Origin of the sequence: Klebsiella sp. CN_Kp088, assembly GCF_040064335.1 — a bacterium.
Taxonomy (GTDB): domain Bacteria; phylum Pseudomonadota; class Gammaproteobacteria; order Enterobacterales; family Enterobacteriaceae; genus Klebsiella; species Klebsiella aerogenes.
On record NZ_JBEAIQ010000030.1, the window covers coordinates 128,487 to 155,310 of the forward strand.

Consider the following 26,824-nt stretch of genomic DNA (forward strand, 5'->3'; position numbering starts at 1 on the left):
CTTTACTGGCCCCTTTTTAACGATCTTACAGCATGAGGCCGCCGAAGATGAATCCGAGGATCACGCAAAGCGTAATGGCGATGACGCCCGGGATCAGGAAGGCGTGGTTAAAGACATATTTGCCGATACGCGTGGAGCCGGTGTCGTCCATTTCAACCGCGGCCAGCAGGGTCGGATAGGTTGGCAGCACGAACAGCGCTGAGACCGCGGCGAATGAGGCAATTGCCGTCAGCGGGGTGACGCCGAGCAGCAGCGCGGCGGGCATCAACGCCTTAGTGGTGGCGGCCTGTGAATAGAGCAGCGTAGCGGCGAAGAACAGCACTACCGCCAGCAGCCACGGATAGTTGTGCAGCAGATCGCCCGCTACCGTCTGGATATCGGCAATGTGCGCTTTGACGAAGGTATCTCCAAGCCAGGCGACGCCGAGCACGCAGACGCAGGCGCTCATCCCGGACTTAAAGGTGCTGGCATTCAGCACTTCGCCGGTATCGATCTTACAGGTGATGCTTATCAGCGTGGCGATGGTCAGCATGAAGACTACGATCGCTTCGTTACGCGGCAGTACCGGGTTCTGGATCAGGCCGACGGTGTCGCTGATGGCAGTAGCGTAGAACATGACCGCGACGATGCCGACGAGGAACAGCAGGACGGAGCGTTTAGCGTGCGGCTTCAGTTCGAAGACCTGACTGCCGCGCAGGCTCACTTCCCCTTTTGCCAGCCGTTCCTGGTAGACCGGGTCGTCTTTCAGCTCGCAGCCGAGGAAGTTACAGACCACGGCGGTCAGCATGACGGCAATCAGGGTAACCGGCAGGCAGATCGCCAGCAGCGTCAGGTAGCTGACGCCAAGCGGTTCGAGAATACCGGCAAAGAAGACCACTGCCGCGGAGATCGGCGAGGCGGTAATCGCAATCTGCGAAGCGACAACGGCGATGGAGAGCGGGCGGGAAGGGCGAATACCCTGCTCTTTCGCCACTTCGGTAATCACTGGCAGGGTAGAGAACGCGGTATGACCGGTGCCTGCCAGCACGGTCATAAACCAGGTGACCAGCGGCGCCAGGAAGGTAATGTACTTGGGATGGCGGCGTAGCATACGTTCGGCGAGGCTGACCAGATAATCCATCCCTCCGGCGACCTGCATCGCGGCGATTGCGGCGATAACCGCCATGATGATTTCAATGACGTCAAAGGGGATTGCGCCGGGTGGAATTTGAAAAATTAAGGTTAAGACGAGGACGCCGAGGCCACCGGCAAAGCCGATACCAATGCCCCCGAGTCGGGCCCCCAAATAGATTGCCAGCAGGACAACCACGAGCTCTGCACCAAACATATATGCCTTCCTTGTTTTTTAACAAGTTGATATTGAATTGTTGTCGTTTCGTAAACCCAAAAAAGCAAAAAGGCATGTCATCACTGACATGCCTTTGGTTAGTTTACCCTGAAAGCTTACTGTTCGCTTTCATCGGTATACCGTTTTGCTTTATAAGCCGGATGCATCAGGTTTTGCGGGGAGAAAATGTCATCCAGTTCGGCTTCGGTCAGCAGCCCGCGTTCCAGTACCACTTCACGTACGCTCTTACCGGTTTCGGCGCAAATCTTGCCGACGATATCGCCATTGTGGTGGCCGATGAACGGGTTGAGGTAGGTCACGATACCGATGGAGTTGTAGACGTAGCTTTCGCATACCGCTTTGTTGGCGGTAATGCCGTTCACGCATTTTTCCAGCAGGTTGTAGCAGGCGTTAGTCAGGATATGGATAGATTCAAACATCGCCTGGCCAATCACCGGCTCCATAACGTTCAACTGCAGCTGACCGGCTTCAGAGGCCATGGTTACGGTGGTATCGTTGCCGATAACTTTGAAGCACACCTGGTTAACCACTTCCGGCACCACCGGGTTAACTTTTGCCGGCATGATAGAGGAACCGGCCTGCAGCTCTGGCAGGTTGATTTCGTTGAGGCCAGCGCGCGGCCCGGAAGAGAGCAGGCGCAGGTCGTTACAAATCTTGGACAGTTTGACCGCCAGGCGTTTCAGCGAACTGTGAACCATCACATATGCGCCGCAGTCAGAAGTCGCTTCAATCAGGTCTTCCGCCGGAACGACCGGCAGGTTGCTGACTTCCGCCAGTTTCTGTACCGCCAGCTGCTGGTAGCCGTCAGGGGTGTTCAGGCGAGTCCCGATTGCGGTCGCGCCGAGGTTCACTTCCAGCAGCAGTTCTGCAGTACGCAGAATGCTTTTGGTTTCTTCGTTCAGCAGAACGTTAAAAGCGTGGAATTCCTGGCCGAGGGTCATCGGCACCGCATCCTGTAACTGCGTGCGGCCCATTTTCAGGATGTCCTGGAACTCGACGGCTTTCGCCTGGAAGCCTTCGCCCAACTGTTTGATGGCATCGATTAATTTGAGAATCGAAGCATAGACCGCAATGCGGAAACCGGTGGGGTAGGCGTCGTTAGTGGACTGGCATTTATTGACGTGGTCATTAGGGTTGAGGAACTGGTATTCACCTTTCTGGTGGCCCATCAGTTCCAGACCGATATTCGCCAGCACTTCGTTGGTGTTCATGTTGACGGAGGTGCCCGCGCCGCCCTGGAACACATCAACCGGGAACTGGTCCATGCATTTACCGTTGTTCAGCACTTCATCGCATGCGGCGACAATGGTGTTCGCTACGCTTTTAGGAATGGTTTGCAGTTCCTTGTTAGCCAGCGCGGCGGCCTTCTTCACCATCACCATGCCCCGAACAAACTCAGGGATGTCGCTAATCTTGTTGTTGCTGATGTAGAAGTTTTCAATCGCTCTCAGAGTATGAACGCCATAGTATGCGTCAGCTGGAACTTCCCTGGTGCCCAACAGATCTTCTTCGATACGAATGTTGTTTAACATGTGAACCTTCTTTTTCAAGCTGCCAATGAATTCACCAAATACACAGAATTTATAGGATTTAGCGTATTTTCAGACCGAAGATTATTTCCTTAACCGGCCCGGTGCCCACGATCATATGCTGATGATAGCGAAGTTCAGTAACCTTGATCACTTATTATATAGCGCGGCGGATAAGAATTATTAATCTGTGAAATGAGTCACCGCTTTACTATTTTTGAAAAAAATGCCGTTACCGTTGATTGAAAAATGGCGCGCCAACCCCACATTCCTATGACGCGAATAGCAAATTTATCACTACGGGCGTCTGCGACGACGGCCGAATGAAGGAGACGCCGGTGCGTTGGATCCCATTTATTGCCTTTTTCTTATACGTTTACGTCGAGATCTCGATCTTTATTCAGGTCGCGCACGTGCTTGGCGTGCTGCTGACGCTGATTCTGGTTATCTTTAGCTCGGTGGTGGGGATGTCGCTGGTGCGCAACCAGGGCTTCAAAAACCTGATGCTGATGCAGCAGAAAATGGCGGCTGGCGAAAGCCCTGCCGCAGAAATGATCAAAAGCGTGTCGCTGATTATCGCCGGGCTGCTGCTGTTGATCCCGGGCTTCTTTACCGACTTCCTCGGCCTGCTGCTGCTGTTGCCGCCGGTGCAAAAGCTGATGACTTTAAAACTGATGCCGTATCTGCGCTTTAGCCGGATGCCGGGCGGCGGTTTTAGCGCTGGTGCCGGCAACGGAGACACCTTCGAAGGGGAGTTCCAGCGCAAAGACGACGAACGCGACCGTCTGGATCACAAAGACGACCGCTAAAACGACAAAACCGGCCTGCGCCGGTTTTTTGTTATCGGCTTGCTGAGGATGACCGTGCAGGTAAGGCGAACCACAGCACCGCCAGCATAATAATGGCGTACAAGCTCTTCCAGCCGACCATTGCCAATAGCAAAACGCAGAGCACGCTGCCCACAATGGCCAGCACGCGGTATTTACCGTGCAGGAGTCGGCATCCCGCCAGCATGCACAGCAGATAAATCATGATGAAAATGCCGTTGGCATAGACGATCAGCGCATCGAGATTAATGTTCAACCAGTAAATGCACAGCGTACTGAGTACGCAGCAGCCTAAGACCGCATTCAGCGCATTGCGTGGTACCTGACGCGGCGACAGGCGGGCCAGATAACCTTCCGGCTTGAACTGCGCCTGCGACCAGACCAGGCGGGCAAAACTTTGGATATAGATATTGAGGCTGGCGAAGCAGGCGAGATAGCCGATCACGCAGGCGACCCACAGCGCCTGCACGCCGAACAGCCGTACCACGATGTTTGGCAGCGAGGCCGCCGCCGCCATTTCCGCACCGAAGGCGCGAAAATGCAGTACCACCACGGTACAGCCCCAATAAACGGTTCCTGCCAGCAATAAGCCAATCATCAGCGCTCGGGGGAAGTCGCGCTCCGGACGTTTAAACTCTGATGCCAGATGAGCAAAGGCTTCAAGGCCGACGAAGCACCAGAACATTACCGATAGGGCAGCAAACAGCTGCGACGTGTCGACATCTTTAGGTTCCGGGAAAGGGATCTGCGCCGGGTTTATGCCGCCGCGCCACCAGATAGCGACGATCAGCGCGACAATCATTACCGCGACCAGCGTCTGTAGATTGGCGCTGGAACTGGCGCCGCGCGAGCCCACCCACCAGACGATCGCCAGCGTGCCGAGCTCGGCAAGCAGCAGTTGAGTATCGTGCCAGCCAAACAACGCCTGGCCAAACCCGGTAGCAATATGGAGGGCGGCGGGTAAACCCACCGGGATGACTGATAAAAACAGCCAACCGGTTACCCGCGCCAGACGCGGGCCAAACGCCATATCCACAAAATGAGCCACGCCGCCAGCGCTGGGAAAGTGGCGCCCAAGCACGGCAAACACGATAGCGATGGGAAAGACCAGGAGAATCAGCGCTGGCCACGCCCACAGGCTGTTATCGCCAGCGACCAGCGCCGCCAGCGCCGGTACGGCGAACACGCCGGTTCCCAGTAGTGATGTTGAAAGCAACCCGACTCCCTGACCTAACCCCAGCTCCTGTTTTAACCCACTCATGACTCAACCCTGCGCGCGGCAAAAAAACGATGTTATCACAACCCTTTGCGCCAGATAGCGCAGCCGCCGCGGGAATATTTTTGCGCGTCAGCGCACAGGCGGAAATTTTTTTTTAATTTTCCCCTTGAAGCCGTAAATGGCCATCCCCATCTCTCTCTGCACTAGTCGGAAACCGTTTACGGCCCGGCGCCATCCATAACTGATAATGACTTTCTCGAAGGAGAGCTATCAATGAGTATTCGTCCGTTACATGATCGTGTGATCGTCAAACGTAAAGAAGTTGAAACCAAATCTGCAGGCGGCATCGTTCTGACCGGTTCTGCGGCAGCTAAATCAACTCGTGGCGAAATCATCGCTGTCGGTAAAGGCCGCATCCTGGAAAACGGAACTGTGCAGCCGCTGGACGTTAAAGTTGGTGACATCGTGATTTTCAACGATGGTTACGGCGTGAAGTCTGAGAAGATCGACAACGAAGAAGTGCTGATCATGTCCGAAAGCGACATCCTGGCAATTGTTGAAGCGTAATTCGCACGACCCTGAACGAATTTGAGGAATAAAAGAAATGGCAGCAAAAGACGTAAAATTCGGTAACGACGCTCGTGTAAAAATGCTGCGCGGCGTAAACGTACTGGCAGATGCAGTTAAAGTCACCCTGGGCCCGAAAGGCCGTAACGTTGTTCTGGACAAATCCTTCGGCGCGCCGACCATCACTAAAGATGGCGTTTCCGTTGCTCGTGAAATCGAACTGGAAGACAAATTCGAAAACATGGGCGCGCAGATGGTGAAAGAAGTTGCCTCTAAAGCGAACGACGCTGCAGGCGACGGTACCACCACCGCAACCGTACTGGCTCAGGCTATCGTTAACGAAGGTCTGAAAGCCGTTGCTGCGGGCATGAACCCGATGGATCTGAAACGTGGTATCGACAAAGCTGTCGTTGCCGCTGTGGAAGAACTGAAAGCGCTGTCCGTACCGTGCTCTGACTCTAAAGCCATTGCTCAGGTTGGTACTATCTCCGCTAACTCCGACGAAACCGTAGGTAAACTGATCGCTGAAGCGATGGATAAAGTCGGTAAAGAAGGCGTTATCACCGTTGAAGACGGTACCGGTCTGGAAGACGAACTGGACGTCGTTGAAGGTATGCAGTTCGACCGCGGCTACCTGTCCCCTTACTTCATCAACAAGCCGGATACCGGCGCTGTTGAACTGGAAAGCCCGTTCATCCTGCTGGCTGACAAAAAAATCTCCAACATCCGCGAAATGCTGCCGGTTCTGGAAGCCGTAGCGAAAGCTGGCAAACCGCTGGTTATCATCGCTGAAGACGTTGAAGGCGAAGCGCTGGCGACCCTGGTTGTTAACACCATGCGCGGCATCGTGAAAGTTGCAGCGGTTAAAGCGCCGGGCTTCGGCGACCGTCGTAAAGCTATGCTGCAGGACATCGCAACTCTGACTGGCGGTACCGTTATCTCTGAAGAGATCGGTATGGAGCTGGAAAAAGCGACTCTGGAAGACCTGGGTCAGGCGAAACGCGTTGTTATCAACAAAGACACCACCACCATCATCGATGGCGTTGGCGAAGAAGCTGCGATTCAGGGCCGCGTTGCTCAGATCCGTAAGCAGATCGAAGAAGCGACCTCTGATTACGACCGTGAAAAACTGCAGGAGCGCGTGGCTAAACTGGCCGGCGGCGTTGCGGTAATCAAAGTCGGTGCTGCTACCGAAGTTGAAATGAAAGAGAAAAAAGCGCGCGTTGACGATGCCCTGCACGCGACCCGTGCTGCGGTTGAAGAAGGCGTGGTAGCTGGCGGCGGCGTAGCGCTGGTCCGCGTGGCGGCGAAAATCGCTGGCCTGACCGGTCAGAACGAAGATCAGAACGTCGGTATCAAAGTTGCGCTGCGCGCAATGGAAGCGCCGCTGCGTCAGATCGTTTCCAACGCCGGTGAAGAGCCGTCTGTTGTTGCCAACAACGTGAAAGCAGGCGACGGTAACTACGGTTACAACGCGGCTACCGAAGAGTACGGCAACATGATCGACTTCGGTATCCTGGATCCGACTAAAGTCACCCGTTCTGCGCTGCAGTACGCGGCATCCGTTGCTGGTCTGATGATCACCACCGAGTGCATGGTGACCGACCTGCCGAAAGGCGACGCGCCTGACTTAGGTGCTGCTGGCGGTATGGGCGGCATGGGCGGTATGGGCGGCATGATGTAATCGTGCGCTATATGGCATAAAAATGCAGAAACCCCCGGTCAGAAATGGCTGGGGGTTTTTCTTTTTGCTGGCTTTTTAGTATAAGGTTTACATCCGGGCCAGTGCGTCCAGCTCATTGGGGAATAACATGCAGGTAAAATATTTAGCAGGGATTGTCGGCGCAGCATTATTGTTAGCGGGTTGCAGTTCCAGCAACGAATTAACCGCAGGCGGCCAGAGCGTGCGTTTTGTTGAAGATAAACCGGGAACGGAATGCCAGCTGTTAGGAACGGCAACCGGCACGCAAAGCAATTGGCTGTCCGGGCAGAATGGCGATGAAGGCGGCTCGATGCGCGGCGCGGCGAATGCGCTGCGTAACCAGGCGGCGGCCATGGGCGGTAACGTTATTTATGGCGTGAGCAGCCCGACGCAAAATCTGCTGTCGAGCTTTGTCCCGACCGATAGCCAGATGAACGGCCAGGTTTATAAGTGCCCGAACTGATGCGTTAAGCACTCTCTGCCTGCGCAGAGAGTGCTTAACAATTTATGCCTCAAGCGCTGCTTTGGTAGCCACGTAGAATTCGTGCAATGACTTTAAGCATTCATCCTTAGTCAGCATTTGTCCAGGTGCGGATGGAATCACCTTGCTGAAGATTTGATGCGGCGTATGCTGGTTGTGAACTTGTTTTAGCTTCTGGCTCTTTTCAATCAGACGTAGCGCGATACTTTTTTCAAAATCTGACTGATGCGCGGCGCTGGTTTTAATCACCGCGCCAGAGAGTACTTTTTTACCCTCTTCCTGCTCGTAGCTATACAGCACGCCAAGATGATGGTTGAACAGATTCAACTTCCACTCTTCCTGAGCGTATTGCTGGTACTCGATATTAGGTTGGGTCGTTAAATCGACGGTATACAGCAGTACGAAGTCCAGAGCCAAAGCTAAATATTCATTCAGTTTCGTGTCCGCGGCCATGGCGAGAGATTGTTGGATCCCCAATATCAGCGCTTCGACCTGGCGGTCATCAATCCGTAGAGTTGCTATTTGCTCGTTCTGCAGCATTAATATCAGCGTCGATTCTGTTTCCCCTGGTTTCAGGGTGATCGACATGATTCGCAGCTCCGGGTTGGGGTTTTGTACCTCCAACATATCTATCTCTGGCGTGTTGGCTATTAGCGTTTCATTGTAGGCAAGAAGCTCCACTTTCTGAGCCTCATTCTCGCCATCCTGCTGTAATCTCTGCAAGAAAATAGACATCCGGTTTGCCAGGACCATGAGCAGGTCAGCCAGCACCGGTGCCTGCAGATAGTATGTCTGACACAGGCCATTCTGCTTTTGTACTTTCAGCAGCAGCGCCATGAAATGGTCTTCGTAGGTAATTCCGGCGGTGTTAAAACCAATAAACGTTCCTTGCATACTCTTCTCCTTACGCTGGCATTGGTATTCTTGACTGCGATAAATCAATAACCCGATCGGCAGAGGCGATGGTTGACGGGCGGTGGGCGACGATGACGCGGGTAATACTGAGGCCTGAAATAGACTGGTTGATAACCGACTCGTTTCGTAAATCGAGATGGCTGGTGGCCTCATCCATAAACAGAATGCTCGGTTTACGGTAAAGCGCGCGGGCAATCAAAATACGTTGCTTTTGGCCCCCGGAAATCCCCAGGCCCAACTCACCAACGATGGTTTCATAGCCCATCGGCATTTTCATAATTTCGTCGTGAATGTTGCAGCGTTTGGCGCATTCGACGACAAAATCCACATCGGCGTTATCTTCAAAACCGCTGATATTATCGATAAGCGACCCGGAAAAGAGGCGGTCCTCCTGCAGCACGCAGGCGGTTCCCTGGCGATAGTTATTTAGACCTATCTTCTGGATATCGAGATTATCGGCGAAGACGTCGCCGCTGGTGGGCGAGAGCAGCCCGCACATCACTTTCAATAGCGTGGTCTTACCGACGCCGGACGGGCCGACCAGCGCGACGGATTCCCCCGGCTCAACGGTGATGTTCAGATTTGAGAAAATCGGCTGCGAAAAGGGATCGTATTGATAGCTGAGATTTCTGACTTCAAGCCTGGCGCCGGCATCCTTCGAAAAGACTTCACGTGACGGTAGCTCTTGCTCTGGTTCGCTGAAGACGATCTCTGAAAGACGCTCGTTATGCAGCGAGAGCATGCGTAGCTGCATGGTAAGATCAACCAGGCTGGATGCGCGCTGGGAGAACTGACCGCGGTAGGCGTTAAAAGCCATAAACATACCGAGGGTCATTTCATTATCAATAACCATAATGGCGCCCAGCCACAGTACCGCAACCTGATCGATGGCGGTAATAAAGGTATTGATACCGCTAAACATCATGTCGAAACGGGTCTGTTTGATCCCCGCATTACAGGCGTCGATGTTGATATTCAGCCAGTGCTGAGAGCGGCGTTCTTTCAGGTTCAGCGCTTTGATGGTCGAAATACCGTATAGCGACTCCATAAAGTGTGAACTGGAGCGCGCGCCTTTGATTACCTGTTCTTCAGCAACGCGGCGATAGAAGCGATAAGTTCCCAGACGCATAAGGGCGTAACATAAGGTAAAGCCAACGACGACCCATGTTAGCCAACCGCCGTACAGGGTGAGCATAATCAGCAGGCCGATCGTCATGATCGAGTCGATAATGCCGCTGACGATGCTATTAGTGAACGTGGAGCGAATGGTATCCAGCGAAGAGAAACGGGACTGAATATCCCCCAGATGACGCTTTTCGAAAAATGCCAGCGGCAGGCTAGCCAAATGATCGAATAGAGTGGTTTTCCACTGAATATTGGTTAGCGTGTTGAGCGTCAGTGAAGTCCATGCGCGCAGCATACTGATAAAGGTGCGGAAGAGGGTAAAGAAGACCAGACCAATACAGATAACCGAGAGCAGGCTTTGATCGTGGGCCATGATCACGTGGTCAGTGACCAACTGCGTGCCTATTGGCAACAGTAGTCCAATCGCTTCAACGACGACGGAAAAGGCGAAAATTTTCAGCAGCGCTGATTTTAAGCCAACAATATTACGCATCAGATCTAACAAACGCAGGCGAGATTTGGCTTTTTCCTGCTGGAAGTTCTGATCGGGCCATAACTCTAACGCGATGCCGGTAAAGTTGTTCGACATTTCCTGAATGCCGATAATGCGTTTACCCAGCGCCGGGTCGTGAACCATAAAGCTAGATTTGCGTACTTTGGTGAGCACGACGTAGTGGTTCATTCCCCAGTGGATAACGCAGGGCAGCTTTAATTGTCTGATTTCATCAAGATCGAGCGACAGCGCGCGGCTTTTTAAGCCAGCATGTTCTGCCGTTTTGCTCAATGACATCAACGTTACCCCCTGGGAGGGGCTGCCAAAGCGTTGACGGAAATTGAACAGATCAATATCGAGACCATAATGGCCGCAAACCATTGCCAGACAGGCAATGCCACACTCGGCGGCTTCCGATTGCAGTATTACCGGCGTCTTTCTCAATATCGAAAAATTAACTTTCGCCGTAATTTTTTCAAACAGTTCATTAGTCATGAATCGGGCCGCTCACGCTTTGAGTAATCTTATAAACTGGAGTAAACATCCACATGTAGAGAGGGCGTTCTTCAAGGAAGACAACAGCCTGTGCTTTAAGCCCATTGGAGAGGCTTAGCTTTTTCCCGTCATATTCGAACTGTTTATCTTTAATTTTGACAATCGCTTTATACAGCGCCAGTTCTTGTTGCTGATTGGTACCGTTACTGACGTTGGTGTATTCAGACATTTCTTGCCGTGACGCCGGCATTGATGATATGGATATAATTTTTCCTGGGAATTGACCAAATTTATCCGATGGGAAGGCATCATAGCGAATATTGATGGTATCTCCCGTTTTTAAATACGGAATGGTATTGTTGGGTAGCCACAGAATGAGATAATACTCAACGTTTCCGGTCGGTTTTATCTGGGCCAGGCTACTTCCATTATCAACGGTTTGCCCTTGGGTAGCCGACAGTGACTCAATCCTGCCATCGCTGGTCGATTTGATAATAATATTACCGTTAGCATTAGATTCCACTAACTGATTTTTATAATCATTGGCCTGGTTGTATTGACTGGAAATTTGGTTGTCAAAATCAGCAGCTTTAGTGATTATATCGCTATTAAGTTGTGTAATTTGCGATTCGAGTTGCATTTTTTGGCTAACTAAAGACTGGTAGGCACTCTGCTGCTGAAAGTATAAAGAGTGCTGATAGTTATACTGATCTTTTGTTATCAGGCCGTTGCTAAGGTATTTATCGTAGCTGGAAAGGTTATCATGCATTTTCTTCAGGCCTACCTGGGTGTTGACCAGCATACGGTTGGTCTCCTTCAGGGAGGCAGTGGTAGTTTTTAACTGCGCATTCAGCGCATTTAACGTCTGGTTTTTATTATCTTCCAGTTTTTTAATAATATCTTCAGAGTTGGCGATTTTTTCATTGATAACTTCTATCTGTGCCGCGCTAACATTGCCACTGGTGGTGCTGCGGGAAACATCAATCTCGTATAGCGGTTGGTTTTTTTTTACGACGTCACCAATTTTTACGAATTGCTTGACGATAAACCCCTGCTGTGGCGCAAAGACGTTAATTGAGTGAGGCAGGGTAATGACTTCGCCTTTAACATCGACACGCTGGGTAAACTTGCAAAATATCAATGCGCAGATAAGCGCAATGAGAAATAATGCCGACAATAAGGCGATTAACCAGGCGGGTAAGCCAGCGAGCAACAAGGCTTTCCCTTTCCAGTGATGCCTTTTGTATTCGATCGCTTCCTTGCGATATAGCTTATTATTCATGTTAATAGTATTTTACTGGTTCTGGCTGACATTGAATATAGAGCAACAAAGGCCTAAAAGGCCTTTGTTATTATTTCATTATTTTTACCACGGAGCGAAAGTGCCGTTAAGCGTGCTCTCAATCAGTGATTGCAGAGCCTCAACGGAACCTTCCCAACCTAATGCGACAGCGCCTACGGCTCCGCCGATAGCACCTAAGATAAAGCCTGCGACAGCGCCAACGGCATTGCCAATTAGACCCAGCCCGAGGACGCCACCGTTAGAACCACCCTGAAAGCCGCCAAGTCCCGCTCCGACACAGGCCGTAATGACAGAGCCGAGGATACCAGCACCGAGCGCTTCTACTGCATTACTAGCCAGAGAAGTGAACGCTGCTGAAGCGGAGGAAAAATCCCACGTATATCCACCGGAGATTGCTTCCATTTCAAAAACTGTTAATTCTTTCATTACTCTAATTCCCTTAAGTAAACGTTGACTAAACTACTGGTCGATGTAATCGCCCGGTGGCAAACAATAGAGGTGAAAATGAGTGTAATCAACGAAATGACGTGTGAATAATTTATGAAGTTCTTTCATATTAGATAATTCATAATTATTCTGGCATTCATATTGTATTTGTGAATTTATTTATATGCAAAAGTACCGCAACCCTTTTGTATACAAAGAGAATGAAAGAGAGCCATTACTGGCTCTCTTGTTACATTCAGTATTTCTACTGTTCCTGGATCACTACTTCTAACATAGCCTTAACTTTACCGTTTGTGATGCTATCACTGCTATTACTCTGGCGATAGTAATCAGCGGTAAGGTTGATAACCTGTGACGTAGCGGCGCTATTAAAGCTGTAGCTATCCATATCATAAAAGACTAATGGGGTTCCGGTTTGCTTGAAAATGATGCCAACGTTTTTGGCACCAGAATCATCGGTTATCATATTATCAATGATACCATCACCAGATGTACTTGCTGTACCTACCGGGTTAAACCAATACATCAGTGTATTACCAATTGACCCCGCAGGGCAGGTAATCGTTAATAGAATATTTTTCTGCTCCGGGGTGACGCCGCCGCGAGAGACCGACATTAACGTACTTTTCTTAATCCGGTTTAGCGTTATCTGTGAACTGGATGGTGAGATATCACAGGAGGTTGCCTGATATTTAGTGCTTTTGAGCTTAATGCTAGTCGTGTATAAGAGTTTTTCGGTGGTGCCAGGGTTAGTAGTCGGATTACCGACAGAAAAGCTGATTGATGGGTTTGAGTCCGAACCTGAAGTATCAATGACCTGCTTGGTTTTGATAAACCACACGGTGATGAATTTATAGTAATTATCTGACGTATTCTCAAACGGTATCAGTACTGAACCCGCCACGGCAGGGACCAATGCGCCATTTTTACTTTCCAGAAGATCGGATACCTGGAATCCAATACCATCAATACCGGTTTCATATACCGGCATTCCCTGAATTCCGGTTACACCAGAAACCTCCGGCGTACTAATAGTAGTAATATACTGATCGTTTGTTTTCTGGCTACATGAGAAGTTTTTATATGTGCCGGTACCGTATTTAGTTGAATACAATATGCTTCCCACCGGAATAGAATCATCTGTTGGAATTTTAGCGCTGATAGTAAATGCTTGCCGCTGGATGCTGCCTGAGTAACTACATTTTGCAGCCGCCTCACCACAGGTAACTAAAAGCATTAATAGAATAAACATTCTCTTCATCAATATTCGTCCTTAAATAATGGCTAGCGACACACCGTTTCGACCTGGCTTAAGCCAGCGGCTTTGCCTTCCCGTGGCGGTAACGTGAAGGGGGCATTACACTGCTGGGAACTACTTTTTCCCCACTGCACGTTGAGCGTCCCGGTTTGCTGCAACCCGGACATATAGACCATCCCGGCATCACTCACGATGCTGGCCTGGCTTTTCGCATCCCCCGCCAGTAGGACCATAGCGCCATAAGGAACATCATTGCCGCTGGCAGTTTTCAGGTGAATAAAGGCGCGCTGTCCTATCTTGCCTTCGTAGTTGGCTCGGACGATGGCGCCGCGGGTAGGTACTACGCTTTGCGTGGTTTCCGGCAATTCCATATCATCACCGAGCGTGGCGCTATCAAGGGTAATATCGGTGCGGCGATATGGGGTAACGTAAGGTACGATGGCATAGCCGCGATAGTCGGTCGAGATGGTGTTATCGGTCGTCAGTTTGACGTCATCCAGCCCCGGAGCTTTAACCAGCACGGCGGCATCGGTGATATCCTGACCTAAAGTGATGCCATCAGCATGGGCGATGATACTGCCGCTGGCGCCATAATCGACACGCTGGCTATCGCGGTCATAGCTGTAACCGGCGTTAAGGCTGCCCTGGGAGCTGTTATAGGTCGCACGCATGTCGCCGCTGTAATATTCACGGTTGCTATATCCCTGCTGAATACTCCAGTCGAGGCTATCGTTTTCCAGCCCAACCCCTCCGATGGCGACGGACTGATCCGTTGAGCCAGGGTTACTATTGGTGAGCTGATAGCTGGTGTAGGTACCAGGAAGCCAGTTGCTGATTGGCAGCGTGACGGTCAGCGTAATGCGCTGATCGTCCTGCGCGTCGCTGTCGGAGCTATTGTTACTCCAGGTATAGCGGCTATAGCTATAGCCCAGATAGAAGTTCACATTTCTAAAGCCACCGTTATAACCGACGCTGATAGATTTATTGGTGCGTTTATCATCCCAATAATCCTCAACCAGCCCGCTAATAGATATGCTACCGAGTCCTTTACCCAGGCTTTGGTTGAGTGTCAGGTTGGTTCGATTGCGTAATGAACGGGTGGTATAGCTACCGTCATTAGCATAGCTATCCAGCACCTCAGATAAGGTGTTAAATCCCTCAGTAGAGTACCGGTAGCCAGCGATGGTAATGTTGGTTCCGGTATCAAGGATGTTTTTACCGTAGCGGATGCGCCAGGACTGTCCCGAAGTCTTTTCCCGATCCTGCATTTTTGACCAAGCCTGGGTGACATCCGCTGACGCGGCGCCGAAATCACCAAGGTTATAGCCGAGACCGGATGACAATGCCTGATAATGTGAGGCCATTTGCATCCCGCCGTAGGCCGTCAGGCTACTGGATACCCCATAGCTGGCCGTTGCCTGGGTAAATGGCGTTTCATGGACGCCGTCATCATATGGGCGATATTTACCTGAAGTGATTTCATATTGCAGCTGGCCTTCACGTACCATGACCGGCAGCGTGGCGAACGGCACGATAAATTCTTGTTTTGAGCCATCCGACTCTTCTACTGTTACATACAGGTCGCCGCTACCGCCGCTTGGGTACATATCGGTGATTTCAAAGGCGCCGGGGGCTACGTAGGTCTGATATACCTGGTAGCCATTCTGCTTAACGATCACCCTGGCATTGGTTTTTGCAATTCCTCGGATAATTGGCGCATAGCCGCGAAGGCTCTCCGGCAGCATGGAGGTATCCGTCGCGAGTTGGAGCCCAGTAAATGGTACGCTGTCAAAGATCCCGGAAAGCGAGGAGCTTTCACCCATTACCAGGTTACTGTTAATAGGGCGTATGCTGCGCTGCATGTACAGGTATGCCGACTCCCAGTCGCCGCTATCACCTTTACTTTTGTTCCAAGTACTCAGGTTTCGTATGCGCCAGGGGCCAAGGTTTAAGCCGGACTGAAGGTTAAGACTGTAGTATTCATCTTCGGTTTCGAAATCATCCGAACCGCTGAACTGGTAATTTACCAGTAGCGCGTTGATACCGTCATCAAATTGATCCTCGGGAATAAATCCCTGCACGACAGTGGATAATGCCGCCTGAGGAATGGAGACATTTAAACGCTGGGCGTTAAAATCAAAATCCGCTTTGGTATCCGGAATAATCGTGAGGTTAGTGCAGCCATTAGCATCTTCTTTCAAGGCCGGAAATGCTTTGATTCTTACGCCATATTGCGATAAGTCTTTCAGACTGAAACAGGGTGCTAGTTTAATCTCATCACTCGCAAGACTTTCACGGCTATTATCAATCACAAATTTTATAGTTTGGGTATCGAGGTATTGACCATTAAAGACGATATCCACCCGGTAATCACCGGGGGCCTGCGCATTCCTGGCTTCAAATACAGATAAGTCTGGGGCGTTTGAAGGATCGCTACCATTCAATGAATTTATGAATGAGGGATCGAAAAAATCTCGTGCTTGCGCATTCTTATCCAAACCACAAAAAAGCGCGGGCAATAATGCGATGCCGAGCGCTGATAGTTTGAATAGGTCTTTATTTTTATTTTGCATAAACACATCCCTATAATATTAACAAGAACTTCCAATTACAGCGGTGAGGAATAGAGCGAACCGGCTCCTCCATAATCGTTGACTATCTTCCATGTAATACTTGATGCGTTAATACTTTCTTTTAATGTCACTTCTTTTGTAGCCATCGGAGGGATAGCATTCACTTCATTTTTTATCTCGGTATTACCGATTTTTATCGTATTGAAGTAGTAGAAAAATGGCGTAGGATTTTTAATGGATAATTTATTACCAGACTTTCGCCACTCGAGTTTTGCCGCTTCGGTGTTTGGTTTCATATCAAATAGCGATTTTGGTCGATACACCAGACGCATACGATGGCGAACCGCCAGTTGAATGGTATTGTTTTTGGCATTTGCCTCATCTGCGGGTGGTATAGCCATAACGTTAAAATAAAACATCGATTCGCGATCGGTTGGCACAGCGACATTACCCGTTGAAAACAGGCGTACGGTATTTTGCTGTTTCGCTTCCAGACGGAACAGTGGCGGCGTGGCCATGAAGGACGGCGCTTGTCCTTTCGGGGTCTCGATCCAGGACTTAATTAAGTAGGGAATACCGTCTTTGTTTTCTATTTGTGCGGTTATTTCGCGGGAACCCTCTTTGTAAAGATAACGGGTAGATTCAATGACAATGCCGGCATGTGCAATGCCGCTTATCAGTAAAAAGCAGGGGAAGACAAGTTTAAATAAAGTCCTGAGCATAGCGGTTCTCTAAACGAAAAAAGGGCTCGCCGGACAGCGAGCCCTTCGGGATAAAATTAGGCGTCGGCGCTGGTGTAGTCGATAGTAAAGGTCGCTACGCCTTTAACCGGACCTTCGGTTACAGTAGTCGCGTCGTTTACTTTCACATAACCAGCGTAGTAGTTCAGAGAAGTGACTTCGCCGTCAGTGTAGGTTTCATCCATGGTTTGGGAACCATCGAAGGCTACACGAGAACCGTCGCTGACTTTCGCGATGCCGATACCGATGCCGGCAGCGCCGTCGTCAGCGGTGTTGTCCAGAATTGTTGCGTTGGTGCTAGTGCTACCAGTAACTGCAACGGTCAGGCCGGTTGCTGGTTTGTCGCTGCCTTTGGCGCAATCAGAAACGTCAAAACCAAACTTCTGGCTTTTGAACAGAGTGTTAGCAGTCTGTGCGTTCGCTTCGCTGGTGGTAACAGAAGTCAGACGAACGATGCCATTGTTCAGAGTACCAGTCGGAGTGACTACGCAAGAAGTGGAAGAGTCGTTGACTTCGCCAAGAACGGTCACTTCAGCAGTGTTAGCGGCCATTGCCTGTGCGCTCAGAACTGCAGATGCAGCAACCATTACAGCTACGATTGTTTTTTTCATTTATTTGTCCATGTATAAATACGTAATCCCTGAAATAGATGTTGCCTCAGTTTTAATTAATGAATCACTGAATAATCCTTAATTGCCGCTGAGTCTTAACACTATCCCGTTCTTTACTCCTTTGGTGTCCCTTGTAATATGCAGGTACTTGCCCGCAATTAGCTTAAGACGGGAGCAGAGAGGAATTTAATTGGCAAGCCGGTAAAATGCATGTGAATTTTAATTGAATAACCTATTTTAATGATGAGAGAAACGTTTCACATTTTAATCTTTGGGAATAGTGGTAGCGTTAACGTGATGAATGTTGAACAATATGGCTGGCTTCCTTTTTGTTTAAATATCATGATAGTCTTATCGCCGCTCGAAAATGGCGAGCCAATGATTGATATGTGAAGCTATCTAATGGTGGGCCTGCCTAGGGCTATTTGCTCAATTTCAAAGATGGAATCTCATTAATTTCATGTTTAGTTCACATGACTAATGAAAAAAGGAAAAGCATTATGGCATTTAGCGAATTCATTATTAATGATGAAGTTATATTCGATGTGAATATGAGTGAGTTACGACCTGTTAATGAAAATGGTGAAAGCGTTAACTTGAATGGTCCAACTGCACGTTGTTTACAATTGTTAATTGAAAGTAATGGGCGAATCATTTCTCGAGAGGAATTTCTGGAAACAGTCTGGAAAACAAGGGGAGTCGTCGTCGCGCAAAATACTTTTTATCAAAATATATCATTGCTCAGAAAATCACTGCTGAAGGCTGGATTATCACAGGATATCATTGTTACCGTCAGGCAGCGTGGGTTTATTCTTGCTGCAGGTTCCGCGATCGTACCGGTTGTTAAAGCTGAGGAAGAAATTTCTACTCCCCCGATAATCCCCTTAATAAAAGAGGTTGTATCAATAGAAGATAGTGTACCAGAGGTCAATACAAACGAACGTCAAAATCATATTGAAAGCAAAAGAGATGGAACATTTAAATTACCCACGTGGTTTATCCTCATGTTCTTTCTTATGGCGGTAACTAATATACTTTCATTGCTGTTTTAGAAACATTATTACTACATTATTTGAATATTTTCACATTGTATATAACTATAAATATGAAGAAAACACCGTCCACAGACTAATGTTGGCGAGATAATAGTATGTTATTTATGTGTCAGGAAAATATAGTTTTAAAAGTATCTGCCGGACAGGGCCGGCAGAGAGGGGCCTAGGGCTGTTGTTTCAAACCTAAATCCAGCGGCGTTTTACTCGGTTCGCCGCCGATTTCACGTGCCAGTCTTGGCACCATATAACCAGATACCAGCGTTAATAGCTCACGCATGATCGCCCGTGCTTCCTCATCTTCTACCATGAAGTGGGCTGCGCCCTGGACTTTATCGAGCACGTGCAGGTAGTAGGGCATTACCCCGGCGTCGAACAATGCATTGCTGAGGTCCGCCAGGGTTTGCGCATTGTCGTTAACTCCGCGTAACAGAACACTTTGGTTGAGTAGTGTTACGCGCGCTTGCCGCAGCCGCGCCATCGCTGCCCGGAACTCCGGGCCGATCTCGTTGGCATGATTAATATGGTTGACCAACAGTATCTGCAGCGATGAGGCGTTAAAGCGAGCCGCCAGCCCTTCGGTGATCCGCGCCGGTATGACAATCGGCAAGCGGCTATGGATGCGTAACCGTTTAATATGCGGGATCGCTTCCAGTTCCGTCAGCAACCAGTCAAGCTCATGGTCTTTGGCCATGAGCGGATCGCCGCCGGAAAAAATAATTTCATCAAGCTGCGGATTGGCGGCTATGTACTCGAGCGCCGCCTGCCAGTTGCGTTTATTGCCCTGGTTCTCGGCATAAGGGAAGTGGCGGCGGAAGCAGTAGCGGCAGTTGACCGCACAACCGCCTTTCACCAGCAATAGCGCCCGGTTGCTATATTTATGCAACAGGCCAGGTACAACGCTGTGTTGTTCTTCCAGCGGATCGGTGGAGAAACCTGGGGCGGCAACAAACTCTTCTTGTGCGGTAAGTACCTGACGAAGAAGAGGATCGTTTGGGTTGCCTTTTTCCATACGCGCGATAAACGCGCGCGGTACGCGCAGCGCGAAGAGACGCTTCGCATCGCGTCCCGCCAATAGGTTTGCATCTGTTTCCAGATCTAAAAGATGCAATAGTTCATCGGGACTGGTCACAACATCGGCAAGTTGCGTGATCCAATCTTCTCTGGATGGGGTATTTAGGGTTACAATATGCGCCATTTTGTGGCTTAGCTACCAAGTTAAACAATTTCAGAGGGCCTTATGGCGACTTACTATAGCAACGATTTTCGTGCTGGTCTTAAAATCATGATGGATGGCGAACCGTATGCGGTTGAAGCCAGCGAATTCGTTAAACCAGGTAAAGGCCAGGCATTCGCGCGCGTTAAGCTGCGCCGCCTGCTGACCGGCACCCGTGTAGAAAAAACCTTCAAGTCCACCGACTCTGCAGAAGGCGCGGACGTTGTCGATATGAACCTGACTTACCTGTACAACGACGGTGAGTTCTGGCACTTCATGAACAACGAAACCTTCGAACAGCTGTCTGCTGATGCTAAAGCTATCGGCGACAACGCGAAATGGCTGCTGGATCAGGCTGAGTGCATCGTTACCCTGTGGAACGGTCAGCCTATCGCTGTCACGCCGCCGAACTTCGTTGAACTGGAAATCGTTGAAACCGATCCAGGTCTGAAAGGCGATACCGCAGGTACTGGCGGCAAGCCGGCGACTCTGTCCACTGGCGCAGTGGTTAAAGTTCCGCTGTTCGTTCAGATCGGCGAAGTCATCAAAGTAGATACCCGCTCCGGCGAATACGTATCTCGCGTGAAGTAATTCATGCTTTGAGACGGTGGGCGCAGCCTGGTTGCTGCGCCTTCAGTTTCACGCCGGGACTAACATGAACCAGACGCTCAAACTTCTTGCCTTGCTGCTGCTCAGCGGCGCGTTGCTTACTGGATGCAATACCGCCCGCGGTTTTGGCGAAGATATCCAGGGGTTGGGGCATGCCATTTCTCACGCCGTTAGCTAATCTCATTTCATTAGATCATTCTCATTCTCTGAATTCATCTTGCTAAGTTCCGCCTGAACCTCTTTTTCTCTTAAAAAACGCGACTATCCCTTCATTCTGAATCAGTTTGGCTATGCTTATAGGGCAAGAAAACAAAAACTGTTTATAAGGATGATATTATGGTGAAAAAAACGATTGCGGCGTTCTTTACTGTTTTGGTCCTTTCTTCTGTGCTCACCGCATGTAACACCACGCGTGGTATCGGTGAAGACATTTCTGACGGCGGCAGCGCTATCTCTGGTGCGGCGACCAAAGCTCAGAATTAAACATTACCGGTACGGCCTCGCGCCGTACCGGTCTTCACATTACCGGCGCCGTTGTTTATAATCCCGACGTTTTCAACCACCTTGCGGGACGACCCGTGAGCGTATCTCATCCGGGGACGGCCCCATTACTGGAGCCTTATGTCCTGGATCATTCTCTTTATCGCCGGTTTGCTGGAAGTCGTGTGGGCCGTCGGCCTCAAATATACCCATGGATTTAGCCGCCTGCTGCCAAGTGTGATTACCATAGCCGCTATGGTCGTCAGTATGGCGCTGTTATCGTGGGCGATGAAATCACTGCCGGTGGGTACCGCCTATGCGGTGTGGACCGGGATCGGCGCCGTTGGCGCAGCGATAACCGGCATCGTGCTGCTGGGCGAATCCGCAAGCCCGATGCGTATCGCGAGCCTCGCCTGTATTGTGATCGGCATTATCGGGCTGAAACTCAGCGCGCATTAATAGCGCTGGTTAACCCAAATCAGTTTGCTTACGTCGAAGCCCTGCCGGGTGGCGATATCCAGCATCTGCTGTTTCACCTGTGGCGAAATCTTCGGCGTGCGCGCCAGTAGCCACAGGTAATCGCGATCCGGCCCGCAAACCAGCGCATGGCGGTACTCTTTATCCAGCGCAATCACGTTGTAGCCGCCATAGAAGGGGCCGAAGAAAGAGATCTTCAGCGCCGCGCGGTTGGGATCGCCGGTGAACCAGGCAACGCCGTCTGTTTTCTGCCAGATCCCACGCTCGGGGTTATAACCTTTATTAACCACATCAATGCCGCCATCGCCGCGCAGACTGTAAGTCGCGGTAACCTTTTCCAGCCCGCTTTCGAAATGATGATCGAAGCGGGCGATTTCATACCAGGTGCCGAGGAAGCGTTGGCTTTCAAATGGGCTGACGACGGTCACGCCAGCGGGAGGAACGGGATTGCTGCACGCAACGCTCAGCAATGACGCGATAACCACGGTTAACACTGGCAGCAGACGCATAGGTATCTTCCTTACCGCTTTTTCTCTAAGTGTAGATAGCGGCAGGAAAAAAGTAGGGCGATTTTGTCGATAAGCGAGCCCGGTAACAGATTGCTACCGGGCGAGATGTTGCATCAGATAAATAACACGCCGACCAGGGTGACGACGGTTAAAATCGCCGCCAGGCCATAGAAGACCCATTTGCCGTTCGGCACGTGGATTTTCAGGTCGTGCATCGCATGGTGGATACGGTGCAGGCCGCACCACAGCGGCAAAACAATCATCAGGAAGATAAAGAGGCGACCGATGAAGCTATGGGCGAAGGCGTAAACGCGTTCGTAGCTGAAAGCATCGCCAGGCGCGAGCCCCAGCGGCAGTAGAATGCCGACCAGCAGCACCATCACCGGCGCGATAATCGCCCCCCACATACCGCCTGCGCCAAACAGCCCCCAGAACACCGGTTCATCGGAACGTTTTGGATTGGGATTAATCATATCAGCCTCCTTACCAGAACAGCGCGACAAACAGGATCACGATGCTAACCAGCGCCGTAACCGCCCACAGCCCTTTAATCAGCGGCTCAGGCCCCATTTTCTCGCCTTTAATAATGATGTTGGCGGCTTTCGGCGCCAGCTCAAACCAGGTTTTGGTGTGCAGCAGCGCCGCTGCAAGGGTGATCAGGTTGAGGATCACCACAATCGGGTTTTGCAGGAATGCCACATAGCCCTCCCAACTTTCAGCGCCGTGCTTGAGGGCGAACAAGCCGTAAATCAGCACGATGCTGAACCAGACCGTTGGCACCGCTGTCCCTTCACGCAGCATATAGAAGCGATAAAACGGCAGCTTCTTCCACCAGGTGGAGGTCATGGGCCGCACGTAGGGTTTGCGTTTAGTCGTCATAGTGCACTCCTTAGCGTGGTTTCAGGGTGGCGATCAGGAAGTCTTTCGAACTTTCTACCTTGCCCTGCTGAATGGCGGCCGCCGGGTCGACATGCTTCGGACAAACTTCGGAGCAGAAGCCGACGAAAGTACAGCTCCACACGCCGTTCTGGGCATTGAGCTGCGCCATACGTTCCTTTTTGCCGTGGTCGCGGCTGTCTTCGTTGTAGCGATGGGCGAGGGTGATCGCCGCCGGGCCAATGAACTCCGGGTTCAGACCAAACTGCGGACAGGCGGCATAGCACAGACCGCAGTTGATGCAGCCGGAGAACTGATGGTATTTCGCCATCTGCGCCGGGGTCTGTTTATTCGGCCCCTGATCCGGCGTGCGCGCATTACCGATGATGTACGGCTTAATCGCTTCCAGACTTTCGATAAAGTGGGTCATATCGACCACCAGATCGCGCTCAATCGGGAAATTAGCCAGCGCTTCAACCTTCAGACCCTTGCTGTAATCGCGCAGGAAGGTTTTACAGGCCAGTTTTGGCACCTTATTGACCATCATGCCGCAGGAGCCGCAGATCGCCATGCGGCACGACCAGCGGTAGCTTAAGTCCGGCGCGAGGTTATCTTTGATATAGCCCAGCGCGTCGAGCAGCGAGGTTTGTTCGTCGTAAGGGACTTCATAGAAGGCGCTGTGCGGCGCGGTGTCGACTTCCGGGTTGTAGCGCACCACTTCAATTTTCAGTTTTTTCATCTCAGCCATGGGTCGTCTCCTTCTTCTCAGCGGCTTCCGCTTCGGCGCCATACACGCGTTTAGCCGGCGGCAGAGTGGTGATCTTCACATCGCCATACTCCAGGCGCGTGCTGCCGTCAGCCTCACGGAAGGCGAGCGTATGCTTGAGGAAATTGACGTCGTCGCGTTCAGTGCAGCCTTCATCGAGACGCTGATGGGCGCCGCGAGACTCTTTACGCGCGATAGCGGAGTGCGCCATGCATTCGGCGACGTTGAGACCATGACCCAGCTCAATGGTGTAGAGCAGGTCAGTATTGAACACGCTGGAGGTGTCGGTGATACGCACGCGCTTAAAGCGCTCCTGCAGCTCGGCCAGCTTATCGATGGTTTTTTGCATCAGCTCCGGCGTGCGATAAATACCGCAGCCTTCTTCCATCGACATACCCATTTCATCGCGGATTTTGGCCCAGTTTTCATTGCCTTGTTGATTGACGAGGTCTTTCAGACGGTTTTCCACGTCGTTGACCTGCGCATCCAGCGCCGCGTTGTTGGCTTCGCCCGCGGCCATTGCGCGCTGCATAGCTTGCTCACCGGCAAGGCGGCCAAAGACCACCAGCTCGGCGAGCGAGTTGGATCCCAGACGGTTGGCGCCGTGCAGGCCGACGGAGGAACATTCGCCCACGGCGAACAGGCCCTTGATGCGGGTTTCGCACTGCTGGTCGGTCTCGATACCCCCCATGGTGTAGTGGGCGGTCGGGCGCACCGGAATGGGCTCTTTCACCGGATCGACGCCGACATAGGCTTTCGCCAGCTCGCAGATGAACGGTAGGCGTTCAAGCAGTTTCTTCTCGCCAAGATGGCGCAGGTCGAGATAAACCACATCGCCGCGCGGCGTCGGAATGGTGTTGCCTTTGCGCCACTCGTGCCAGAAAGCCTGAGAGACTTTATCGCGCGGGCCGAGTTCCATGTATTTGTTTTTCGGCTCGCCGAGCGGCGTTTCCGGCCCCATACCGTAATCCTGCAGGTAGCGATAGCCGTTTTTATTCACCAGAATACCGCCTTCGCCGCGGCAGCCTTCGGTCATCAGGATCCCCGATCCCGGCAGGCCGGTTGGGTGATACTGGACAAACTCCATGTCGCGCAGCGGGACGCCGTGGCCCAGCGCCATGCCCATGCCATCGCCGGTGACGATGCCGCCGTTGGTGTTATAGCGATAGACGCGGCCAGCGCCGCCGGTAGCCATGACGACCGCATTGGCGCGAATTTGCACCAGCGTGCCTTCCATCATATTCATTGCCACCAGGCCGCGGGCCTGGCCGTCATCGACGAGAATATCCAGCACGAAGTGCTCGTCGAAACGTTGAATTTGCGGGAACTGGAGGGAGGTCTGGAAGAGGGTATGCAGCATATGGAAGCCGGTTTTATCGGCGGCGAACCAAGTACGTTCGATTTTCATCCCGCCGAAGCGGCGAACGTTGACGCTGCCATCCGGGCGGCGGCTCCACGGGCAACCCCACAGCTCAAGCTGGGTCATTTCCGTGGGGCAGTGATGTACGAAATAGTCTACAACATCCTGTTCACAGAGCCAGTCGCCGCCGGCGACGGTGTCGTGAAAATGGTATTCAAAGCTATCGTGATCCTGCGCGACCGCCGCAGAACCGCCTTCGGCGGCGACGGTATGGCTACGCATTGGATAGACTTTTGAAATCAGTGCGATTTTGGCTTTTGGATTAGCCTGCGCAGCGGCGATGGCTGCGCGAAGACCTGCTCCGCCTGCGCCAATGACGACAAGATCGGCTTGAAAAGTTTGCACGACATTCCTCCAGTTTTTGTGTATTTCGCCGCCGGGCTGGCGAAAAAGTATCACTGCTCCTTTATAGGTAAATGAGTATAGCCATAGGGATGGTGGGGAAAATTGACGCGTTCGATTTTTTTATCAATCCGTGCGCTAATTTATCAATTTTATTTATGCAATTAAGTTAGCAATAAATTATCAGGATGTAATATCGCCGCCGGATTGCACAAAATTTGTTTCACTCGACGGTTGCGAGTAGACTTCGTGCCCTTGTATGAAATCGGAGAAAAGTACCATGAGCGAGACGGCAACCTGGCAGCCGAGCGCATCCATTCCAAATCTGTTAAAACGTGCGGCTGTAATGGCGGAAATTCGCCGTTTCTTTACCGACCGCGGCGTGCTGGAGGTGGAAACGCCTTGTATGAGTCAGGCAACGGTGACCGATATCCACATGTTCCCGTTTGAAACCCGTTTCGTCGGCCCCGGCCACTCTCAGGGTCTGAATCTGTATCTGATGACCAGCCCGGAATACCACATGAAGCGGCTGCTGGCCGCCGGGTGCGGGCCGGTATTTCAGCTGTGCCGAAGCTTCCGTAATGAAGAGATGGGCCGTCACCACAATCCAGAGTTCACCATGCTGGAGTGGTACCGTCCGTGCTACGACATGTATCGTCTGATTAACGAAGTTGACGATTTACTGCAGCAGGTGCTCGAGTGCCAACCCGCGGAAAGCCTCTCTTATCAACAGGCCTTCCAGCGCTATCTGGAGATCGATCCGCTCTCGGCAGATAAAACCCAGCTGCGTGAAGTGGCGGCAAAGCTCGATCTCAGTAATATCGCTGATACGGAAGAAGATCGCGATACGCTGCTGCAGTTGCTGTTTGCCATGGGCGTAGAGCCGCACATCGGTAAAGAACGTCCGACGTTCGTCTATCACTTCCCGGCAAGCCAGGCTTCGCTGGCGCAGATCAGCACTGAAGATCACCGCGTCGCCGAGCGCTTCGAGGTCTACTACAAGGGGATGGAACTGGCGAACGGTTTCCATGAATTGACCGACGCGCGCGAACAGCAGCAGCGTTTTGAGCAGGACAACCGCAAACGTGCGGCCCGTGGCCTGCCGGAGCAGCCCATCGACTATAATCTGCTGGCTGCGCTGGAAGCCGGCCTGCCGGATTGTTCCGGCGTCGCGCTGGGCGTCGATCGCCTGGTGATGCTGGCGTTAGGTGTAGAGACCATCGGCGAAGTGATCTCATTCACCGTCGATCGCGCCTGATTAACTGCGCTTCCCTTTCATGAGGAGAGGGAAGCGGTTTCCCGCCGTTATCGTTTTCCCCTTCATTCAAAGATTTTTACAGTTCTCCCCGCTGCATTAGCCCTAATAACCACAATTTCAAACTGGATTATTGCTAGGATCCGCGTTCAATTTCTGCTTACCTGGCGACGCCGTTCGGCGACGCTC

The 26,824-nt window shown here is 51.4% G+C and carries 27 protein-coding genes; 10 read left to right on the top strand and 17 right to left on the bottom strand.

The genetic code is table 11. The features are described from left to right. Positions 1-25: 25 nt before the first annotated feature. Together ABLV08_RS19720 and aspA are read right to left on the bottom strand one after the other, a co-directional pair. Positions 26-1,327, bottom strand: coding sequence for an anaerobic C4-dicarboxylate transporter (locus tag ABLV08_RS19720; RefSeq protein ID WP_015368669.1), 1,302 nt, complete (start codon positions 1,325-1,327; stop codon positions 26-28). A gap of 116 nt (positions 1,328-1,443) precedes the next feature. After that, positions 1,444-2,880 carry an aspartate ammonia-lyase gene (gene aspA / locus ABLV08_RS19725; protein WP_015368668.1) on the bottom strand — a complete coding sequence of 479 codons (1,437 nt, stop codon included), beginning with the start codon at positions 2,878-2,880 and terminating at the stop codon, positions 1,444-1,446. Positions 2,881-3,215: 335 nt separating this feature from the next. Between aspA and ABLV08_RS19730 the strand changes: the two genes are divergently transcribed. Continuing rightward, entirely contained in the window at positions 3,216-3,686 is a 471-nt protein-coding gene (locus ABLV08_RS19730) for an FxsA family protein (RefSeq protein WP_015368667.1), read from the top strand. A gap of 31 nt (positions 3,687-3,717) precedes the next feature. Here ABLV08_RS19730 and yjeH read toward each other — a convergent pair whose 3' ends face one another. After that, positions 3,718-4,965, bottom strand: a complete 1,248-nt coding sequence (gene yjeH / locus ABLV08_RS19735; RefSeq protein ID WP_015368666.1) for an L-methionine/branched-chain amino acid transporter — start codon at positions 4,963-4,965, stop codon at positions 3,718-3,720. 231 nt (positions 4,966-5,196) lie between these two features. Here yjeH and ABLV08_RS19740 point away from each other — a divergent pair, with 231 nt between their 5' ends. The 3 genes from ABLV08_RS19740 (at position 5,197) to ABLV08_RS19750 (ending at position 7,655) form a co-directional block, all read left to right on the top strand. Then, positions 5,197-5,490 carry a co-chaperone GroES gene (locus tag ABLV08_RS19740; protein WP_003855929.1) on the top strand — a complete coding sequence of 98 codons (294 nt, stop codon included), beginning with the start codon at positions 5,197-5,199 and terminating at the stop codon, positions 5,488-5,490. Positions 5,491-5,527: 37 nt separating this feature from the next. Further along, positions 5,528-7,174: a chaperonin GroEL gene (gene groL / locus ABLV08_RS19745; protein WP_015368665.1), complete on the top strand. Its 1,647-nt coding sequence runs from the start codon at positions 5,528-5,530 to the stop codon at positions 7,172-7,174. 127 nt (positions 7,175-7,301) lie between these two features. Beyond that, positions 7,302-7,655 carry a DUF4156 domain-containing protein gene (locus tag ABLV08_RS19750; RefSeq protein ID WP_015368664.1) on the top strand — a complete coding sequence of 118 codons (354 nt, stop codon included), beginning with the start codon at positions 7,302-7,304 and terminating at the stop codon, positions 7,653-7,655. A gap of 42 nt (positions 7,656-7,697) precedes the next feature. Here ABLV08_RS19750 and yjeJ read toward each other — a convergent pair whose 3' ends face one another. The 8 genes from yjeJ to ABLV08_RS19790 all read right to left on the bottom strand — a co-directional run bounded on the left by yjeJ (position 7,698) and on the right by ABLV08_RS19790 (position 17,633). Further along, positions 7,698-8,567 (bottom strand): YjeJ family protein, encoded by an 870-nt coding sequence (yjeJ, locus tag ABLV08_RS19755; protein ID WP_348856193.1) that lies wholly within the window; start codon positions 8,565-8,567, stop codon positions 7,698-7,700. Positions 8,568-8,577: 10 nt separating this feature from the next. Beyond that, complete coding sequence (locus ABLV08_RS19760) at positions 8,578-10,701, bottom strand: peptidase domain-containing ABC transporter (RefSeq protein ID WP_048229749.1); 2,124 nt, start codon at positions 10,699-10,701, stop codon at positions 8,578-8,580. After that, positions 10,694-11,983, bottom strand: a complete 1,290-nt coding sequence (locus ABLV08_RS19765) for an HlyD family secretion protein (RefSeq protein WP_032713484.1) — start codon at positions 11,981-11,983, stop codon at positions 10,694-10,696. Before ABLV08_RS19765 ends, ABLV08_RS19760 begins: the two co-directional genes overlap by 8 nt. A gap of 84 nt (positions 11,984-12,067) precedes the next feature. Next, positions 12,068-12,430 carry a hypothetical protein gene (locus ABLV08_RS19770; RefSeq protein ID WP_032713485.1) on the bottom strand — a complete coding sequence of 121 codons (363 nt, stop codon included), beginning with the start codon at positions 12,428-12,430 and terminating at the stop codon, positions 12,068-12,070. 265 nt (positions 12,431-12,695) lie between these two features. Continuing rightward, on the bottom strand, positions 12,696-13,712 hold the full coding sequence (locus ABLV08_RS19775; protein ID WP_032713488.1) for a fimbrial protein: 1,017 nt from the start codon (positions 13,710-13,712) through the stop codon (positions 12,696-12,698). A 23-nt stretch (positions 13,713-13,735) separates the two neighbouring features. After that, positions 13,736-16,282, bottom strand: a complete 2,547-nt coding sequence (locus ABLV08_RS19780) for a fimbria/pilus outer membrane usher protein (protein WP_348856195.1) — start codon at positions 16,280-16,282, stop codon at positions 13,736-13,738. Positions 16,283-16,317: 35 nt separating this feature from the next. Continuing rightward, a complete protein-coding gene (locus ABLV08_RS19785; RefSeq protein WP_032713490.1) occupies positions 16,318-17,004 on the bottom strand; it encodes a molecular chaperone in 687 nt (228 codons plus the stop codon). 56 nt (positions 17,005-17,060) lie between these two features. Then, the gene (locus tag ABLV08_RS19790; RefSeq protein ID WP_032713493.1) at positions 17,061-17,633 is read right to left on the bottom strand and encodes a fimbrial protein; all 573 of its coding nucleotides are present in this window, start codon (positions 17,631-17,633) and stop codon (positions 17,061-17,063) included. 500 nt (positions 17,634-18,133) lie between these two features. On the opposite strand from ABLV08_RS19790, the gene ABLV08_RS19795 reads away from it, so the two are divergent. Further along, complete coding sequence (locus ABLV08_RS19795) at positions 18,134-18,685, top strand: winged helix-turn-helix domain-containing protein (RefSeq protein WP_032713494.1); 552 nt, start codon at positions 18,134-18,136, stop codon at positions 18,683-18,685. Between the two features lie 166 nt (positions 18,686-18,851). Here ABLV08_RS19795 and epmB read toward each other — a convergent pair whose 3' ends face one another. Continuing rightward, entirely contained in the window at positions 18,852-19,883 is a 1,032-nt protein-coding gene (gene epmB / locus ABLV08_RS19800) for an EF-P beta-lysylation protein EpmB (protein WP_032713495.1), read from the bottom strand. A 42-nt stretch (positions 19,884-19,925) separates the two neighbouring features. Here epmB and efp point away from each other — a divergent pair, with 42 nt between their 5' ends. The 4 genes from efp to sugE all read left to right on the top strand — a co-directional run bounded on the left by efp (position 19,926) and on the right by sugE (position 21,449). Beyond that, the gene (gene efp / locus ABLV08_RS19805; RefSeq protein WP_003855940.1) at positions 19,926-20,492 is read left to right on the top strand and encodes an elongation factor P; all 567 of its coding nucleotides are present in this window, start codon (positions 19,926-19,928) and stop codon (positions 20,490-20,492) included. 64 nt (positions 20,493-20,556) lie between these two features. Next, a complete protein-coding gene (locus ABLV08_RS19810) occupies positions 20,557-20,688 on the top strand; it encodes an entericidin A/B family lipoprotein (RefSeq protein WP_015368654.1) in 132 nt (43 codons plus the stop codon). Positions 20,689-20,846: 158 nt separating this feature from the next. After that, the gene (gene ecnB, locus ABLV08_RS19815; protein WP_015368653.1) at positions 20,847-20,993 is read left to right on the top strand and encodes a lipoprotein toxin entericidin B; all 147 of its coding nucleotides are present in this window, start codon (positions 20,847-20,849) and stop codon (positions 20,991-20,993) included. 138 nt (positions 20,994-21,131) lie between these two features. Further along, positions 21,132-21,449, top strand: a complete 318-nt coding sequence (gene sugE / locus ABLV08_RS19820; protein ID WP_015704154.1) for a quaternary ammonium compound efflux SMR transporter SugE — start codon at positions 21,132-21,134, stop codon at positions 21,447-21,449. On the opposite strand, the gene ABLV08_RS19825 is transcribed toward sugE, so the two are convergent. The 5 genes from ABLV08_RS19825 to frdA all read right to left on the bottom strand — a co-directional run bounded on the left by ABLV08_RS19825 (position 21,446) and on the right by frdA (position 25,383). After that, entirely contained in the window at positions 21,446-21,976 is a 531-nt protein-coding gene (locus tag ABLV08_RS19825; RefSeq protein WP_015368651.1) for a lipocalin family protein, read from the bottom strand. The two genes, sugE and ABLV08_RS19825, sit on opposite strands and share 4 nt — an antisense overlap. A gap of 113 nt (positions 21,977-22,089) precedes the next feature. Continuing rightward, on the bottom strand, positions 22,090-22,449 hold the full coding sequence (gene frdD, locus ABLV08_RS19830; RefSeq protein WP_015368650.1) for a fumarate reductase subunit FrdD: 360 nt from the start codon (positions 22,447-22,449) through the stop codon (positions 22,090-22,092). 10 nt (positions 22,450-22,459) lie between these two features. Then, entirely contained in the window at positions 22,460-22,855 is a 396-nt protein-coding gene (frdC, locus tag ABLV08_RS19835; RefSeq protein WP_015368649.1) for a fumarate reductase subunit FrdC, read from the bottom strand. A 10-nt stretch (positions 22,856-22,865) separates the two neighbouring features. Further along, positions 22,866-23,600: a fumarate reductase iron-sulfur protein gene (gene frdB / locus ABLV08_RS19840; protein WP_015368648.1), complete on the bottom strand. Its 735-nt coding sequence runs from the start codon at positions 23,598-23,600 to the stop codon at positions 22,866-22,868. Continuing rightward, on the bottom strand, positions 23,593-25,383 hold the full coding sequence (gene frdA / locus ABLV08_RS19845) for a fumarate reductase (quinol) flavoprotein subunit (RefSeq protein WP_032713498.1): 1,791 nt from the start codon (positions 25,381-25,383) through the stop codon (positions 23,593-23,595). The genes frdB and frdA overlap by 8 nt, the downstream gene beginning before the upstream one ends. A 277-nt stretch (positions 25,384-25,660) precedes the next feature. On the opposite strand from frdA, the gene epmA reads away from it, so the two are divergent. Beyond that, the gene (epmA, locus tag ABLV08_RS19850; protein WP_015368646.1) at positions 25,661-26,638 is read left to right on the top strand and encodes an elongation factor P--(R)-beta-lysine ligase; all 978 of its coding nucleotides are present in this window, start codon (positions 25,661-25,663) and stop codon (positions 26,636-26,638) included. The last annotated feature ends 186 nt before the right edge of the window (positions 26,639-26,824 follow it).